The 15,033-nt window shown below is 58.2% G+C and carries 17 protein-coding genes; 3 read left to right on the top strand and 14 right to left on the bottom strand.

What is annotated here, in order from left to right:
- Nucleotides 1-3: 3 nt before the first annotated feature.
- The 8 genes from pcaG to K3762_RS18670 form a co-directional block, all read right to left on the bottom strand.
- The gene (gene pcaG / locus K3762_RS18705; RefSeq protein WP_260013307.1) at nucleotides 4-603 is read right to left on the bottom strand and encodes a protocatechuate 3,4-dioxygenase subunit alpha; all 600 of its coding nucleotides are present in this window, start codon (nucleotides 601-603) and stop codon (nucleotides 4-6) included.
- A gap of 2 nt (nucleotides 604-605) precedes the next feature.
- A complete protein-coding gene (pcaH, locus tag K3762_RS18700; RefSeq protein WP_260013305.1) occupies nucleotides 606-1,328 on the bottom strand; it encodes a protocatechuate 3,4-dioxygenase subunit beta in 723 nt (240 codons plus the stop codon).
- Nucleotides 1,325-1,708 carry a 4-carboxymuconolactone decarboxylase gene (gene pcaC, locus K3762_RS18695; RefSeq protein ID WP_260013303.1) on the bottom strand — a complete coding sequence of 128 codons (384 nt, stop codon included), beginning with the start codon at nucleotides 1,706-1,708 and terminating at the stop codon, nucleotides 1,325-1,327. The genes pcaH and pcaC overlap by 4 nt, the downstream gene beginning before the upstream one ends.
- Entirely contained in the window at nucleotides 1,705-3,591 is a 1,887-nt protein-coding gene (locus K3762_RS18690) for a bifunctional sugar phosphate isomerase/epimerase/4-hydroxyphenylpyruvate dioxygenase family protein (protein WP_260013301.1), read from the bottom strand. The genes pcaC and K3762_RS18690 overlap by 4 nt, the downstream gene beginning before the upstream one ends.
- Nucleotide 3,592: 1 nt before the next feature.
- Nucleotides 3,593-4,873, bottom strand: coding sequence for a TRAP transporter large permease (locus K3762_RS18685; RefSeq protein ID WP_260013299.1), 1,281 nt, complete (start codon nucleotides 4,871-4,873; stop codon nucleotides 3,593-3,595).
- Nucleotide 4,874: 1 nt separating this feature from the next.
- A complete protein-coding gene (locus K3762_RS18680) occupies nucleotides 4,875-5,402 on the bottom strand; it encodes a TRAP transporter small permease (RefSeq protein WP_260013298.1) in 528 nt (175 codons plus the stop codon).
- A gap of 66 nt (nucleotides 5,403-5,468) precedes the next feature.
- Complete coding sequence (locus tag K3762_RS18675; RefSeq protein WP_260013296.1) at nucleotides 5,469-6,476, bottom strand: DctP family TRAP transporter solute-binding subunit; 1,008 nt, start codon at nucleotides 6,474-6,476, stop codon at nucleotides 5,469-5,471.
- Between the two features lie 44 nt (nucleotides 6,477-6,520).
- Nucleotides 6,521-7,414 (bottom strand): shikimate dehydrogenase, encoded by an 894-nt coding sequence (locus K3762_RS18670; protein WP_260013295.1) that lies wholly within the window; start codon nucleotides 7,412-7,414, stop codon nucleotides 6,521-6,523.
- A gap of 139 nt (nucleotides 7,415-7,553) precedes the next feature.
- Between K3762_RS18670 and K3762_RS18665 the strand changes: the two genes are divergently transcribed.
- Complete coding sequence (locus K3762_RS18665) at nucleotides 7,554-8,231, top strand: TetR/AcrR family transcriptional regulator (protein ID WP_260013294.1); 678 nt, start codon at nucleotides 7,554-7,556, stop codon at nucleotides 8,229-8,231.
- Between the two features lie 247 nt (nucleotides 8,232-8,478).
- On the opposite strand, the gene rarD is transcribed toward K3762_RS18665, so the two are convergent.
- The 4 genes from rarD to K3762_RS18645 all read right to left on the bottom strand — a co-directional run bounded on the left by rarD (nucleotide 8,479) and on the right by K3762_RS18645 (nucleotide 12,212).
- Nucleotides 8,479-9,420 carry an EamA family transporter RarD gene (gene rarD / locus K3762_RS18660; protein ID WP_260013292.1) on the bottom strand — a complete coding sequence of 314 codons (942 nt, stop codon included), beginning with the start codon at nucleotides 9,418-9,420 and terminating at the stop codon, nucleotides 8,479-8,481.
- Between the two features lie 181 nt (nucleotides 9,421-9,601).
- Nucleotides 9,602-10,801: a 3-oxoadipyl-CoA thiolase gene (pcaF, locus tag K3762_RS18655; protein WP_260013290.1), complete on the bottom strand. Its 1,200-nt coding sequence runs from the start codon at nucleotides 10,799-10,801 to the stop codon at nucleotides 9,602-9,604.
- Nucleotides 10,798-11,475 carry a 3-oxoacid CoA-transferase subunit B gene (locus K3762_RS18650; RefSeq protein ID WP_311199000.1) on the bottom strand — a complete coding sequence of 226 codons (678 nt, stop codon included), beginning with the start codon at nucleotides 11,473-11,475 and terminating at the stop codon, nucleotides 10,798-10,800. Before K3762_RS18650 ends, pcaF begins: the two co-directional genes overlap by 4 nt.
- Nucleotides 11,476-11,492: 17 nt before the next feature.
- Nucleotides 11,493-12,212, bottom strand: coding sequence for a 3-oxoacid CoA-transferase subunit A (locus K3762_RS18645; protein WP_260013289.1), 720 nt, complete (start codon nucleotides 12,210-12,212; stop codon nucleotides 11,493-11,495).
- Nucleotides 12,213-12,317: 105 nt separating this feature from the next.
- On the opposite strand from K3762_RS18645, the gene K3762_RS18640 reads away from it, so the two are divergent.
- Nucleotides 12,318-13,079, top strand: coding sequence for an IclR family transcriptional regulator C-terminal domain-containing protein (locus K3762_RS18640; RefSeq protein ID WP_260013288.1), 762 nt, complete (start codon nucleotides 12,318-12,320; stop codon nucleotides 13,077-13,079).
- A gap of 67 nt (nucleotides 13,080-13,146) precedes the next feature.
- Here the strand turns inward: K3762_RS18640 and K3762_RS18635 are convergent, their stop codons facing one another.
- Both K3762_RS18635 and K3762_RS18630 read right to left on the bottom strand, forming a co-directional pair.
- Nucleotides 13,147-13,380 (bottom strand): DUF2798 domain-containing protein, encoded by a 234-nt coding sequence (locus tag K3762_RS18635; protein ID WP_260013287.1) that lies wholly within the window; start codon nucleotides 13,378-13,380, stop codon nucleotides 13,147-13,149.
- 201 nt (nucleotides 13,381-13,581) lie between these two features.
- A complete protein-coding gene (locus K3762_RS18630) occupies nucleotides 13,582-14,475 on the bottom strand; it encodes a LysR family transcriptional regulator (protein ID WP_260013285.1) in 894 nt (297 codons plus the stop codon).
- Nucleotides 14,476-14,606: 131 nt separating this feature from the next.
- On the opposite strand from K3762_RS18630, the gene K3762_RS18625 reads away from it, so the two are divergent.
- Complete coding sequence (locus K3762_RS18625; RefSeq protein ID WP_260013284.1) at nucleotides 14,607-15,029, top strand: DoxX family protein; 423 nt, start codon at nucleotides 14,607-14,609, stop codon at nucleotides 15,027-15,029.
- Nucleotides 15,030-15,033: the final 4 nt, after the last annotated feature.

Raw genomic sequence — 15,033 nt, 5'->3', positions numbered from 1 at the left:
GCCTCATAGATCGAAGAATACGGTTTCGCCCTCGCCCTGTAGGCGAATATCGAAGTGATAGGCGTTGCCATCGGCGCGCGCGATCAGCGTTTCACGGCGCAGGGGCTGCTCAATCAGGGTGAGGACTGGATCAGCCGCATTGGCCTCGTCCTCGTCATCGAAGTACATTCTCGTGTTGAGCCCGACATTGATGCCCCGAGCCACCAGCCAGAGATTGAGGTGCGGGGCCATTGGCCGGGCATCGGGCCCTGTCACCTTGCCGGGCTTCACGGTCTCAAAGCTGAATACCCCGGTCTCGAAATCGGGCGTGACCCTCCCCCAACCGCGAAAGCCGTCTTCAACTTCACCTTTTCCGGGGTAAATGCCTGCAGCATTTGCCTGCCAGACCTCAATCAAAATGTCCTTAACCGGCGCGCCGGTGCCGTCGGTTACCGTCCCGGTGACGGTGATACGTGTACCTGCAGCCTTCGGACCGGCAATGTCCCGCCCCAGTTCGTGGTCGTAGATATCGAAGCCGGCGTCGCCGGGCACGAGCCCGATGTGAACATAGGGCCCAGCCGTCTGAGATGCGGTTTCTTTGAGGTAGTCGAGTGTTTGCACCATGATCAGTTCCCTTCTGGCCGGTTTTCGAAGAAGGTCGAGCGGCGTCCCCGAAGGACAATGTCGAATTTATAGGCAATGCTATCGAGCGGCAGGGAGGCGTTTAGATCCAATGCGGCGACAAGCTGATCAACGGCGCGTTGTTCCGGAATGGATTGCACAATTGGGCATTTGGCGATGAGGGGGTCGCCCTCAAAGTACATTTGGGTGATCAGGCGCTGCGCAAAAGCGGTCCCGAATACAGAAAAATGGATATGGGCCGGCCGCCAGTTGTTGACCCAGTTCCGCCATGGGTAAGCGCCGGGTTTGACAGTGCGGAAGACGTAGTACCCATTGTCATCGGTCAATGTGCGACCGCAGCCGCCAAAGTTCGGATCGATCGGCGCGAGGTAACTATCTTTCTTGTGCCGATAGCGGCCCCCTGCGTTCGCCTGCCAGATCTCGACAAGGGTGTTCGGAACCGGCCGCGCGTTTTCGTCCAAGACACGGCCATGCACGATAATGCGCTCCCCGATAGGATCTCCTGTTTTGGCGTAGTTCAGGATCAGATCATTGTCGATCTCTGCAATGTCGCCTTGCCCAAAGGTCGGTCCGGTCAGTTCGCTGTCCGAGCTTTGCAGTGACAAAAGCGCATGGCGCGGCGAGCGCGCGACACTGGTTTTGTAATCGGGCGTAAGGGCAGGCGGATGCCACAAGCGGTCACGTTGGATGAGGTCGCCATTGCTCATGATTGTTCCTCCTCCATTTCTGCATAGGTCTGTTTGGCCAGCGCGATCGCGTGGTTCGCGGCGGGCACCCCGGCGTAAATAGCCACATGCTGGAACACTTCGATCACGTCCTGTCGGGTGGCGCCGGTATTGGCGGTGGCGCGGATATGCATCGGGATTTCGGCGAAGTTCTTGGTCGCAGCCAAGAGCGCGAGTGTGATCATGGACCGCTCCCGCCGTGAGATTGCATCAGAGGCCCAAACAGTGCCCCAAGCCGCTTCGGTGATAAGTGTCTGGAACGCGCTGTCGAACTCGATCTCGCTTGCGGTAGCTCGGTCTACATGGGCATCTCCGAGCACGGCGCGGCGCACCTCCATTCCCGTGTCATATCTATCGGTCATTTCTTTGGCATTCCTTTCGGGCGCATCAGGCGTTTCTGAGCGGCAATTCTAAAGGGGGCATTGGGGGCGCCGTAGCCTGCGTATCCGCCACGACGCTCGACGATTTCAAAGAACATGCCCCCCGCGTAAGGGCGCGAGTAGAACTGGAAGAACGCCCCTTTTGCATCCTCATCATAGAGTATGTTTCCCGCCTTAAGGGCGGTAAGCATGTCGGCATCCAGATCGAACCGCGCGACGAGGTCGGCGTAATAGTTGTCCGATATTGGCAGTGGCTCGAACCCTTTGGCCCGCATCGCGCTGCTGGTGGCAAAGATGTCTTCGCTCTCCAGTGCGATGTGCTGCACGGAGGCGCCAAAGCTATCGGCAAGGAAGTTGCCTGCCATGGTGCGATGAGTTTCTGCGCCATTAAGCGTGATGCGAAACGCGCCGTCTCGAGTTTCCAAAGCTTGGCTGCGCACTAGCCCGTCGGGGTCTACCACATCGACCATCGGAGATTTTCCCATGTCGAACAGCGTGGTATAAAACAAAGACCAACTGAGCATTTCGTCATAGCTCATGGTCTGGGCAATGTGATCGATGCTTGTCAGGCCCGCATGGGTCTGCTCGGCGTCGGTCTGGTTGAACTCGACCGACCAGACATCATTCAGCCCGCTGCCTTGATCGATGAAATGCAGGACGCTGCCGCTTAGCCCGCGAATGGCCGGTATATCCAACTCTCCCGGGCCAATTGGCTGATGAAAGGGCGCGGCACCAAGCGCTTTGGCACGGCTTACGGTCTCAGTCGCCGCATCGACGGAAATGCCGATGTCGCAGACGGTTGTGCCGTGGGTCGTATAGGCGCTGCTGGCATAGCCGGTGGTCTCTCGGTTCACCACGATCCGTATATCGCCTTGGGTCCAGAGGGACAGCTTTTTGGCGATATGGGTGCCGGAGAGAGTGAAGCCGAGCGTTTCGAGCAATCGCTCCAGCGCATCGGCTTCTGTGCCCCGCGCGGCGAACTCGACGAAGGACACCCCTTCGACCTTCGAGCGTTTTGGCAGAGCGGGGGTTGTCGGCGTCGTCGCCGGTTCTTCACGCCGCACGTCGTCCATCAACGCGATTAAAGATCGATAGCCGTCCTTTGCGATGGTCTTGGGATGGCCCCCGCGGAACTGATCGTTGAAGATCTCCAGTGAAATTGGCCCCGTATACCCGGTGGCCATGACCGCCTTCATGAAGCCGGTTACATCCAGATCACCTTCCCCCGGCATATTGCGAAAGTGGCGCGACCAATAGAGCAGATCCATGTCAATTGCAGGGGCATCGGCGAGTTGCACAAAGAAGATCTTGTCGCCGGGAATGCGGCGAATGGTTTCCGGATCAATCCTGCGCGCCAGCGTGTGAAAGCTGTCGAGGATCAGGCCAACCGAGCCGTGATCGGCGCGGCGCACAATTTCCCAGGCGTCGCGGTGGTCATTGACGTGCCGCCCCCACGCCAGCGCCTCATAGCCGACCCTCAGGCCGCGCTTGGCCGCCCTGTCGCCGAGTTCGTTGAAGTCCGCCGCAGACCGGTCGATGCCGCCTAGAGCTTCCGGGTGGCAGCTCGAACAGATAAGAACAAGGTCTGTACCGAGGTCTTGCATCAGGTCAAACTTGCGTTCCACCCGATCAAAAACCTTTGCCCGGTGCGGTTCTGGCAAACCTTCGAAATCTCGGAATGGCTGAAAGAGGGTGATCTCGAGACCCATGGCGCGGATCATGTCGCCCACTTCTTTGGGGTCCCCGTCATGGGCGATAAAGTCCTGTTCGAAGATTTCGATACCATCAAAACCGGCAGCGGCAATGGCTTCGAGCTTCTCTGGGAAGTTGCCGGATATGGACACTGTTGCGATGGAAGTTTTCATCTCAATACCCCAGGACTTGCGGCAGCCAGGTCACTGTCTGCGGCACGAATGTAAGAACCAACAGGACCAGTACCTCGACCAGAAAGAACGGCAGGATTGCCTTGACCATGCGCGCCATGCGGACGCCCGCGATGCCCTCTGCCACAAACAGACAGAGGCCCAGAGGCGGAGTAATCAGGCCGATCATCAGGTTGAAGATCACCAGAATGCCGAAGTGAACCGGATCAATGCCCAGACTTACTGCGATAGGGTGGAGGATCGGCACCAGAACCAGCATCGCGGCGATGCCTTCGAGGAAGAGACCGACAAAGAGAAACAGGAGGATGACGGCGATCAAGAACGTGGTCTTGCTGTCAACATTGCCCAACACCCAATCGGTCAGCATGTTTGGAACACGGTTGTAGGCCAAGAGCCAGTTGGCTGCTGAAACCGCCGCAATGATGATTAGGATCACGGCGCTATCGCGCATGGCTTCGGTAAAGATGATAGGAAGGCGTTTAAATGCGATCTTGCGATAGACAAAAAGCCCTACAACCAACGCATAGGCGACCGCAAAGCTGGCCGCCTCTGTGGGTGTCACCACGCCAAGCAGGATTGATCCCACAACAAATACGGGCATCAGCAGAGGCAAGATGCCCCCAAGCAGCGCCTCTCGGGCCGGTTGCGCGTCAGGCATGTCGTCTGCCGCCTGACGGATCTTGGTCATATCAACCGTCAGCATGACGTATGCGGAGAGAAACACAGCGAGTAGCAAGCCAGGAATCACGCCGGCCATGAACAGGGCAGGGACCGAGACCCCGGTGACGATTAACGCGTAGATAATGACCGGTATCGAAGGGGGAATAATCGGTCCGATAACCGATGAGGCCGCTGTCAGTGCCGCCGCATAGGCACGGTCATAGCCATGTTTTTCCATTTCGGGAATAAATACCCGGCCGATGGCAGAGGTGTCGGCGACAGCGGAGCCCGACAGACCCGCGAAGATGACCGAGGCCCAGATGTTGACCATCGCAAGCCCGGCGCGCATCCGACCTACAAGGACGTTGGCAAAAGCGATGATCCGTCCGGTAATACCGCTCTCGTTCATCAGTTCGCCGGCCAGCACAAAAAGCGGAATGGCCAGCAACGGGTAGGAGTTCAGCCCGTTGAACAGTTCGGTCGCGACGATGCGCAGCGCGTAGGGGGCTTCACCCACCGCCATGAAATAGCTCAAAGAAGCGAGGATCGCGAAGGCAATCGGCACACCGATGAGAAGCCCTGCGATAAGGATGATATAGACCATTTCAGTTCCCCCGGAGCGCGATCAGGCGCTCGACGAATTTCAGAACCGCCGCAAAGGTGATCATCGCGCCGCCAAGGATCAGCGAAAACTGGTAGACGCCAAGGGTGCCGAGCGCGGCAAAGGCCTCAATCCCTGTGCTCTTTTCCAGCCAGCGTGCCAGACCGAACATGCCGGAGGACATTGTGTTGCCGCGACGTTCGAGAAAGGCGATACCAGAAAGGACCAGCAGCACTCCGGTCACCATCATCACAAGGTCGCTGAGCGCGAACATCAGTGTCTTGCGCTGATCGCTCAGAAAATCGATTAGGATCGTGAAGCGGATATGGCGGTCTTGCATATAGGCCATTGAGATGCCGAACATCACGCCATAGGCAGCCAGATAGACCGGCAATTCCTCGCCCCATTGGACCGACTGGCCCACGGTGTAGCGCCGTAGGGAATTGATGAAGATGATCGCAAACACCAGCATCATCGAAAGCCCGGCTCCCCAGCCGAAGACTTGAGCAACTATTCTATTCAGTCTGTCCATGACCCAGGCTCCTCCGCGGTTGGTATGGTGTAGCCAGGCCGAAGACGGCCTGGCTGTAGGAGCAGCTTATTGCGTTGCTGCCACTGCCGATTGGAGCTCATCGATCCAAGTGGCGTTCTCGCCCAATTCGCCGCGCAGGAACTCAACCACTGCGGGCTGCGCTTTCTCGGCAAACATGGCCAGTTCTTCTGCGGTGGGCGAATAGACCTGCATGCCTTCTTCCTGAACCGAAAGCACGCCCTGCGCCGTTGTCCACTGCTGGATTGAGCGGCCCATATTGCCGGCCACGATGGCGGCGCGGGTCACGACCTCTTGCTGGGGGGCGGTCAGAGTCTGGAAGAATTCATCGCTGACGACGATAAAGTCTGCCGCGTAAACGTGACCATCAAGGGTCATGTATTTTTGGAGTTGGTGCAGTCCGTTATTGTAGATGACGCCGACCGGGTTCTCTTGCCCGTCAACCACACCGGTGGACAGCGCATTCGGCAGTTCCGTCCATGCGATCGGGGTCGGTTCGCCGCCCAAGCCGCTGACCATCTCAAGATAGAGTGGGATCGGTTGTACCCGAAATTTCAAGCCTTCCATATCGGCTGGGGTACGGATTTCGCGCACGTTGTTGGTAAAATTGCGAAAGCCGGTTTCACCATAGGCCAAGGTCCGCATGCCGGTCTGCTCAAGACAGTGCTCAGACAGTGCATCACCGAATTCACCGTCAAGCACCTCCCAAGCGACGGTTGCAGAAGAGAACGTGTAGGGGATGTCGAGAACCGAGGCCGCGGGGCAGGCTTTGGACATGGCCCCCGATACGATGGCCATCTGCAGAAGGCCTTCCTGAACCTGCCCGACCAGTTCGTCTTCGTTACCCAAAGCACCCGCCGGGAAGATTTCAACTTCCAGATCAGTCTCGCCTTCGACGATGTTGCGGAAAATCTGGGCCGCTGCGCCTTTCTTGGAGCCGGTCCACTCATCGGGATCAACATGCGCAATGCGCAGGGTCTGGGCCTGTGCGCCGGCGGCGGCAAGGCCAAGGGCGAGCGCCGCGGCCGTGGTGAGAGTGGTAAAATTGAAACGCATGCTATCCTCCATTTTGCGTTCGGTCGCCGCCTGCGCGGCAAGTCTCATGAGATGAAAGCGTCGAATGTGGCTTTCATCCGCATCGGGTCGGGCTTGCGCCCGGTAAAGAGTTCATAGGCCCGCACGGCCTGATAGACGGCCATTCCAGAGCCCAGCAAAACCCGGCATCCCGCCGCGCGCGCGGCGGCAAGCAGCTCGGTTTCGAGCGGGAAATAGACAATATCGGCGACCCATAAATCGGGATGCAGCAATTCGACCGGGTAGGCCGAGCCCGGCAGCTTCGCCATCCCCATGGGTGTCGCGTTTACGACACCTGTAGGAGCTATCTCCGGTAGTTGGTCGAGACCAATGGCATCGATCTGCGCGGCACCAGCATTTTGGGAAAGCTGCGTCACCAGAGCTGCGGCGCGCGCCGCGTTCGCGTCAGTGATCGTCAAGCGAGCAGCACCAAGGGACAGGAGCGCATGAGCGACAGCAACCCCTGCGCCGCCCGCGCCAATTTGCAGAACATGGCCCATTTTCGCGTCCGGCAAGTTCCGACGGAAGCCTTCTTCGAACCCCCATTTGTCAGTGTTGTGACCTATGCGACGCCCCTTGCGAAAGACCACGGTGTTGACGGCCCCAATGGCGCGGGCGTTCGGAGATAACTCGTCCAAGAAGGCCATGACGTCAATTTTATAGGGAAAGGTCACGTTCAACCCGGCAAAACCGCAAAGCTCGGCGGCGTCGACGATTTTTTCCAGCGGGGCCTCCCCTCGCGGAAAAGCATCGGCATCAAGAATTTGGTAGAGAATGCGATGCCCTTGGGCAGCTCCCTCGGCCATGTGCATCCTTGGGGTGCGGGACTGTTGAATGCCTCGGCCCACCAGTCCGATCAACAAATCGGCAGATCCGTCGTCTTGCGCGTGCTTGGTCTGCTTCTTGATCTGCGACGACATTCGTTACCTCCGATACATCCAGCGAATCCTCCCGGCACGCTGGAATGCCCTTAATGAACCATGCGGTTAATTGTGTGTCAACAGATATGTACCAAGCAGTTAATTGTGCTATGCTGATCGGACCGTTAGGGAGTTACGCATGACCACATCCGCCAAAACATCAACGAGTCGCCAGCGCACTTCATGGAAGCAGGACCCCGAAGCCGTTAAAGCGGATATCCTTCGCGTGGCGCGAGCGGAGTTCGCCGCCCATGGCTTGTCAGGCGCGCGGGTGCAGGACATCGCGGAGAAGACAAAAACGTCCAAGCGGATGATTTTTTACTACTTTAAGGACAAAGAGAGCCTCTATCGCGAAGTACTCGAACAGGCCTACAACGATGTGCGAGAAGGCGAGAAGGCCCTTGAGCTGGAGAACCTCGACCCTGTTGAAGCTCTCTCAAAGCTGGTCAAATTTACATTTTCACACCACCGCGACAACGAAGATTTCATCCGCTTGGTGATGATTGAGAACATTCATCGAGGCATACATCTGACCGCCTCGGAAACCATTCGATCAGGCAACACGCCGGCGGTTGATCAGTTAAAAGAAATCCTCGAGCGTGGACGCGAGATGAAGCTGTTTCGCCCGGATATCGATCCCCTGCGGCTACATTGGAAAATAAGCGCCCTGTGCTTTTTTAACGTGTCCAACGAACCTACCTTCACCCGAGTTTTTGGGGATGAGATCGTCTCCCAAGAGGGGCAAAGAAAGCTTAAGGAAGAGATTGTCAGAACGATTTTGAACTCGGTCTTGGCAGTCCCGGTGTCCGGTTCCTGATAGGTTACATTATAGCCTTGATTAAAAAGTTTTGCGCAGCCGTCGTGTCTCGGTGTTCAGCCAGCATGAAGTCAGAGGTATGGTCAACGCGGTCCGCAGTTTGATACGAATAGAAACAGCTGCCTTTACGAGTATTTCGTCCAGGCACCAAGATAATGTGCGACTTTGAAGGAAGCCATTCGTTTCACTTACAGATCAGGCAGTCTAATTGACCATTCTGGGGAGTGTGCGGCAGAATTTTAAAGCTTTAGCCCTGCCCTAAGGACCCCTTAGCAGGGCGGCTCCGACGCATCTGTTGAAGCATCGAAGACGAGTAAAGGATCAGCGCCGCCCATATCATCGGAAATGCGATCATCCGCGCGCGGCCAAATTTTTCGCCGAAAACAAAGACCGCTACGATGAAGATCATGGTGGGCGCGATGTACTGCAGAATTCCAATGGTCGAGAGACGCAAGAGCTTGGCGCCGTTGGCGTAAATTAACAAAGGCACGGCTGTAACCGCGCCACAGCCCAGCAAAAGCCAAGTATCGACAGGCGCCCCAGTGAGAAAATTCCCCTGACCGGTCGATGTAAGGTAGGCGATATAGGCGAGGGCCGGGACGAGCAGGAGGAGCACTTCGAGCAGGAAGCCTTGGTTCGGCCCGATCGGCAGGCTCTTTTTCGCCAAGGCGTAAAAACCCCAGCTTAATGTCAGCCCCAAAGCAACCCATGGGATCGATCCGGTATCCAGTGCCAGCACGAGCACGGCTCCTACGGCGAGGCCAACTGCCAGCAATTGCCGTTTGGACATGCGTTCGCCCAAAAGAAGGGCGCCCAATAGAATGCTGAACAGAGGGTTGATGTAATAACCCAATGCTGCATCAAGCGCGTGGCCCGAGGCGATCGCCCAAACATAGATGCCCCAATTGATCGAGATCAGCGTGGCCGTGACCGCGCCCATAAGCAGCGTCCGGGGGGAGAGTAAGGCCGCCTTCAAATCCCGCGTCCGCCGCATCGCCACGAGTACAAACGCGGCAATCGGCACAGACCAGACCACCCGGTGGGCGACGACCTCGGCAGCCGGGATATGCGCTAGTGCCTTCATATAGAGGGGCAGGAACCCCCAGAAAACATAGGCTGCAATGGCAAAGGCCAGACCCTGAGGTGTGTCTTCGTTGGGTCTGGTCGTGAGGCTGTCGGGATTGCGCATGGGGGATCCTCCGCATCCGTCCTAACCCCTTCCACCAGCGCCTGCCAGCGTCAAACTACCCGCTGGTCAGAATGGGAGGGCGTTGCAGGCAGGGCTTTGGAAGGCGACAGGATGGTCGCCCTTCACTTTAAAGCCCCACGCGCAACAGAGCGAGTTCTATCCCCACACTACGGCCAGCGGTTCAGACGGCCTCCAATGCGATGGCGATCCCTTGGCCAACGCCGATACACATTGTAGAAAGGGACTTCTCTCCGGGTTTTAACTCTAGCATGGCCGTGCCGGTGATCCTGGCCCCTGACATGCCAAGCGGATGTCCAAGACTGATTGCACCGCCGTTGGGGTTCACCCGTGGATCGTCGTCTGCGATGCCCAAATCACGTAAGGTGGCAAGGCCCTGTGACGCGAAAGCCTCGTTCAGTTCGATGACACTGAAATCATCTTGCTTCAGCCCGAGCCGCGCCATCAGCTTTTTGGACGCAGGCGCAGGACCAAAGCCCATGATACGCGGTGCGACCCCGGCCGTCGCGCCGCCGAGGACTTTGGCTATAGGGGTCAGCCCATGCTTCTCTGCGGCTTCTTTCGTGGCGAGGATCAATGCCGCCGCACCATCATTGACGCCGGAGGCATTGCCCGCCGTCACCGTGCCATCCGCTTTGACAAAGGATTTAAGCTTTTGCAGCGCTTCCAAGGTGGTCGAAGGGCGGGGATGTTCATCTTCTGACACAAGGATAGGATCGCCCCGGCGCTGTGGGATAGAGACAGGCACGATCTCTTGCGCCAGACGCCCGCTTGCCATGGCGGCGCCTGCTTTTTGCTGGGACCGCAGGGCGAAGGCATCTTGATCTGCACGGTTAACGTCAAAATCCTCCGCCACGTTCTCCGCGGTTTCGGGCATTGAATCGACGCCGTATTGCGCCTTCATCATCTTGTTGACGAAACGCCAGCCGATGGTGGTGTCAAAAACCTCGTTGTTCCGTGAAAAAGCAGTTTCAGCCTTGGGCATCACGAAGGGCGCGCGCGACATGCTCTCAACCCCGCCCGCAACGATCAAATCGGCCTCCCCAGCCTTGATCGCCCGCGCCGCGGTGATCACCGCGTCCATACCAGATCCGCAGAGCCGGTTCATCGTGGTGCCGGGCACGGTCTCGGGATAGGCCGCCAGCAGCAGTGACATGCGCGCGACGTTTCGATTGTCCTCGCCTGCCTGATTGGCGCAACCAAAGATAACTTCGTCAATTGCCGCAGGGTCCAAAGAGGGGTTGCGTTCGATCAGCGCCTTGAGGGGCACAGCGCCCAGATCATCGGCCCGGACAGTGGACAGCGCCCCGCCATATCGGCCAATAGGGGTGCGGATGTAATCACAGATATAAACGTCGATCATGCCAGTTCCTCCGGTACGATAAGATCGGCAACATCACCTTCAATGTGCAACGTGGCCCCGGTGACGGCCTGTAGAGCGTCCATGCTGAGCCCCGGCACTTTCTCCCGCAGGATGAACCTGCCGCCCTTGATGTCGATCACCGCGAGCGAGGTATAGACTTGGGTGACACATTCCAAGCCAGTGAGCGGGAAGGTGCAGCGCTCGACCAGTTTCGGGCCGCCATCCTTGGTGACATGATCGGTGACCACGGCCACCCGTTTGGCGCCATGTACGAGGTCCATCGCGCCGCCCACGGCAGGCACGCCTTTGGTGCCGACGCGCCAATTCGCTAGGTCGCCATTCTGAGCCACCTGGTAGGCCCCCAGAACGGCGAGATCGAGATGCCCACCGCGGACCATCGCGAAACTGTCGGCATGGTGGAAAAACGCGGCACCGGGCTTGAGCGTGATAGGCTTCTTGCCGGCATTGATCAGATCCCAGTCCTCTTCACCCTCTTTTGGAGCCTGACCGAAACCGAGAACCCCGTTTTCGGTGTGATACGTCACATCGCGGCCTTCGGGCTGGAACTTGGCGATCATCTCGGGGAAGCCGATGCCGAGGTTGACGTAAGACCCGTCTTCGATGTCCTGCGCCGCACGCCATGCGATCTGCGCGTTCGAAAGCTTGTCCTGCATGATGTTGAACTCCGCCATCAGTAAACCACTCCCGTGCGCACAAGCACTTCTTCTTGTTGAGGTTCTGCCACTTCCACGATGGCGTCGACAAAGATGCCCGGGGTGATGACCTCTTGCGGATCGATGCTGCCGGGCGCGCCCAGCACGCTGACCTGCGCGATGGTTTTTGCTGCCGCCATCGCCATAAGCGGGTTAAAATTGCGGCCCGCCATGCGGTAGGTCAGGTTGCCGCTGCGGTCACCGTCCTGCCCCTTGATCAGCGCAAAATCCGCCTTCAGCCATCTTTCGCGGACATACATTTTCCCGTCAAATTCCTCGGTCGGTTTGCCTTCGGCAAGTTCCGTGCCGAAGGAGGTCGGCGTGTAGAAGGCGGGGATCCCGGCACCGGCGGCGCGGATGCGCTCGGCCAACGTGCCTTGGGGCACGAGGTCGAGTTCGATCTCGCCCCCGAGGTATTTTTCATTGAACGCTTCGGCGTTGGAGCTGCGCGGGAAAGAGCAGATCATCTTGCGGACCATGCCCACTTTGATCATCGCCGCGATCCCGCAATAGCCGTTGCCCGCGTTGTTGTTAATGACAGTGATGTCCGCCGGGCTGCCGGTGGCGCGGAAGCGATCGATAAGGGCGTGGATCAGTTCGATTGGCGCGCCAGAGCCGCCAAACCCCCCGATCATAATTGTCGCCCCATCCGGGATGTCGGCTACGGCCTCAGCCACAGTAGGAACTGTTTTGTCCATTGCTGGTCTCCTCAAGTTGCAGAGGGTCTAGCGGTCGGGCGTATGCAGAGCCAGAATTTTGTGCGTATGTTGACATTTGTTCGCTATGCCTAATTTTATGTGCGTATGACGAACAAATCCAGCAACACAATTTCCTCTCTCGCCAAGGGGCTTCGGGTGATCGAATGTTTCGACGCACAGCGCCCCAAGCTGTCGATCAGCGAGGTCGCGGCGCTGACCGGGCTTGACCGTGCCACCTCGCGCCGGTGCCTGTTGACGCTCCATGCCGAAGGCTACGCTGCCTATGACGGGAAGTACTTTACGCTGACGCATCGCTGCCTGCGCCTTGGCACCGGGGCCATTGGTGGCTTGCAACTGCCGCAGGTCGTGCAGCCGTGGCTGGATCAACTGACCGAACAAATCAGCCAAAGCTGCTCCGTGGCCATTCTTGACGAGACCGAGATTGTCTATCTCGCCCGCGCGTCGCAGCGGCGGGTCATGTCGATCGGCCTGATGCCCGGGTCGCGCCTTCCGGCGCATAGCACGTCCATGGGGCGCGTGTTGTTGGGCGCGATGCCGGAGGCGGAAGCGCGCCGGATTATTGAGGCGTCCGACCTCTCCCCGCGCACCCGGTTCAGCTTGACGGATCCGGATGAGATCATGATGCAAGTGCAGGCAGCGCGGACGCGCGGCTTTGCGGTGGTCGATCAAGAAGTTGAGATCAGTCTGCGCTCGCTCGCGGTGCCAGTGCTCAACAGCAAGGGTACCGTGGTTGCTGCTCTGAACACCGGAATGGCAGCAACGCAGCCGGATCCGGGAGAGTTGGTCGAAAGTTACCTGCCCGCGCTGCTGAAGGTGCAGGCCGGAATTTCCCGCATTCTTGGATAGGGGGCGTAGGGGGCGGTCATGCAGCGGGTTATCCCCACTGCATAAATTGGTTCACGCCAAATTCGGATTATTTTGCGATGGTCCGATTGGCGATTGCGAATGCCAATGGCGTCGTGAATTGGGTGAAGACAAAGGCGATAGGCCAGGCGGTGAGCGCTTGCCAAGGCCAAGCCAAAAGCCATTCCATAGTAAGCCCCATGATCAATAGCGACATTGTGCCTGACATTAAAACCGCCATCATGAAGGTGATGAGGATTTGAGCGAGGATAAGAGTTTTTCGGTTCATTTCGGTCGTTTCCATGTTGCGGTCGGAGGGGGGAACACAACTCCCCCGGCACCGACCAATGAGTGGTCGATGCCGAGGGTTCGCAGGATACTGCGACTGGATCTCTGGAAGTCAGAGGGCCGGAATAACCAACCGGCCTCAGAATCTTTTCGGCGGTTAAGGCTTACCGCCAGAGGCCTGATCGTGCAAGGCGATCCACCTATAGCGTTGGACGCCTTAGAATGAGGTTTCACCTATGTCGGCCACGATAAAATCGATAAGCGTCCGTACCTTGCGCGGAAGGGCGCGACCTTCGAGGTAGACCGCCGCCACATCGCCTTTCTCCCCGGTCCACTCGGGCAGAAGCGGCACCAGCGCACCGCGTTCGATGGCGTCACTCACCGCGAAGCTCGGGATATAGGCCACCCCAAGCCCTTGGCGCGCGAGTTCTGCCGCCGCGTGAGCGGAGTTCACCTGAAACCGTCCTTTGACCTGGACGACCTGCTCCTCAGACGCCCGAGTGAAGTTCCAGCGACGCGCAAGGCGCCGGTTCGTATCGACGATACAGCTTACCTCGGACAGGTCCTCAGGCCTTGTGATCTTGGGGCTCTGGGCCAGAAAGGCGGGGCTGGCGACAAGAATGCTTTCGAATCGGGTCAGGCGGCGGACCTTCATGGACGACAGATCGAAATGGCCAATGCGCAGGGCCAGGTCGATCCCATCTGATGCAAGGTCCACATAGGTATCGCTCAATCGCAGATCGATTGTTAGATCAGGGTATATGGTGCCGAAGCGTGCCAGCATGCCGGCCACGTAAATCTCGCCAAAAGTGACGGGGGCCGTGATCCGGAGCGGACCGGACAGACCTTCGGACCCTTGCGAAACTTCCTCTAGGAGGTCGTCGATCCCATCAAGAAGCGAGGGGGCACCGGCCAGCAAGGTTTCCCCAGCCGGGGACAACCCAACCTGCCGTGTCGTTCTTTGTAGCAAGCGAACCCCAAGCCTCTGCTCAAGCTCGGCCACATACTTTGAGGTCAGGCGGTTGGAGGTGCCCAGTTCTTCGGCGGCCGCCGTAAACGATCCACTTCGAGCCGTCGCCACGAAAGCGCGCAATTGATCGAAAAGGTCCATCTTATTTAGTATATATCATGGATAGTCATTCCATACATTCGCCATTTTGAACGAAACAAGCAAGACGTATGTAGGGCCATACCAACAACAGGCCGCTTGCGGGTGGCCTCCCCCGAAAAGGAAACAAACGAATGACAACGCAATCCAATACCGACCTCGCCGCACTGGCGCTCCGCCTCTCCAGCGGTGTTCTCTTTCTCGCCCACGGGTGGATGAAGGTGAGCTTGTTCACCATTCCCGGCACCGTCGCATTTTTTGAAAGCCTCGGTCTTCCGGGCTTTTTTGCCTACCTGACCATCCTCGCTGAGCTTGGCGGCGGTCTTTTGTTGATCGCTGGCATCGCCGTGCGCCTAGTGTCCTTGCCGTTGATTGCCATCCTTCTTGGGTCGGTCTGGGCCCATGCCGGGTTCGGCTGGACCTTCTCGAACGAAGGTGGCGGCTGGGAATTCCCGCTGTTCTGGGCGGTTGTTCAAGGCGTGATCGCCCTGCTGGGTGCGGGCGCCTATGCGCTGCGCCTGCCGGTGATTGACCGTGCCTTGGGCAAATTCGCCTGATCTG

This window comes from Sulfitobacter sp. W074, from assembly GCF_025142275.1.
In the GTDB taxonomy this organism is placed as follows: Bacteria; Pseudomonadota; Alphaproteobacteria; order Rhodobacterales; family Rhodobacteraceae; genus Sulfitobacter; species Sulfitobacter profundi.
Note: the sequence above shows the minus strand (reverse complement) of the source record. Positions and strands in the feature narration are given on the sequence as shown.

What these genes read in the sequence shown, in the direction of transcription:
- pcaG (WP_260013307.1), bottom strand. Translation starts at nt 603, where the DNA reads ATGGTGCAAACACTCGACTACCTCAAAGAAACCGCATCTCAGACGGCT.
- pcaH (WP_260013305.1), bottom strand. Translation starts at nt 1,328, where the DNA reads ATGAGCAATGGCGACCTCATCCAACGTGACCGCTTGTGGCATCCGCCT.
- pcaC (WP_260013303.1), bottom strand. Translation starts at nt 1,708, where the DNA reads ATGACCGATAGATATGACACGGGAATGGAGGTGCGCCGCGCCGTGCTC.
- K3762_RS18690 (WP_260013301.1), bottom strand. Translation starts at nt 3,591, where the DNA reads ATGAAAACTTCCATCGCAACAGTGTCCATATCCGGCAACTTCCCAGAG.
- K3762_RS18685 (WP_260013299.1), bottom strand. Translation starts at nt 4,873, where the DNA reads ATGGTCTATATCATCCTTATCGCAGGGCTTCTCATCGGTGTGCCGATT.
- K3762_RS18680 (WP_260013298.1), bottom strand. Translation starts at nt 5,402, where the DNA reads ATGGACAGACTGAATAGAATAGTTGCTCAAGTCTTCGGCTGGGGAGCC.
- K3762_RS18675 (WP_260013296.1), bottom strand. Translation starts at nt 6,476, where the DNA reads ATGCGTTTCAATTTTACCACTCTCACCACGGCCGCGGCGCTCGCCCTT.
- K3762_RS18670 (WP_260013295.1), bottom strand. Translation starts at nt 7,414, where the DNA reads ATGTCGTCGCAGATCAAGAAGCAGACCAAGCACGCGCAAGACGACGGA.
- K3762_RS18665 (WP_260013294.1), top strand. Translation starts at nt 7,554, where the DNA reads ATGACCACATCCGCCAAAACATCAACGAGTCGCCAGCGCACTTCATGG.
- rarD (WP_260013292.1), bottom strand. Translation starts at nt 9,420, where the DNA reads ATGCGCAATCCCGACAGCCTCACGACCAGACCCAACGAAGACACACCT.
- pcaF (WP_260013290.1), bottom strand. Translation starts at nt 10,801, where the DNA reads ATGATCGACGTTTATATCTGTGATTACATCCGCACCCCTATTGGCCGA.
- K3762_RS18650 (WP_311199000.1), bottom strand. Translation starts at nt 11,475, where the DNA reads ATGCAGGACAAGCTTTCGAACGCGCAGATCGCATGGCGTGCGGCGCAG.
- K3762_RS18645 (WP_260013289.1), bottom strand. Translation starts at nt 12,212, where the DNA reads ATGGACAAAACAGTTCCTACTGTGGCTGAGGCCGTAGCCGACATCCCG.
- K3762_RS18640 (WP_260013288.1), top strand. Translation starts at nt 12,318, where the DNA reads ATGACGAACAAATCCAGCAACACAATTTCCTCTCTCGCCAAGGGGCTT.
- K3762_RS18635 (WP_260013287.1), bottom strand. Translation starts at nt 13,380, where the DNA reads ATGGAAACGACCGAAATGAACCGAAAAACTCTTATCCTCGCTCAAATC.
- K3762_RS18630 (WP_260013285.1), bottom strand. Translation starts at nt 14,475, where the DNA reads ATGGACCTTTTCGATCAATTGCGCGCTTTCGTGGCGACGGCTCGAAGT.
- K3762_RS18625 (WP_260013284.1), top strand. Translation starts at nt 14,607, where the DNA reads ATGACAACGCAATCCAATACCGACCTCGCCGCACTGGCGCTCCGCCTC.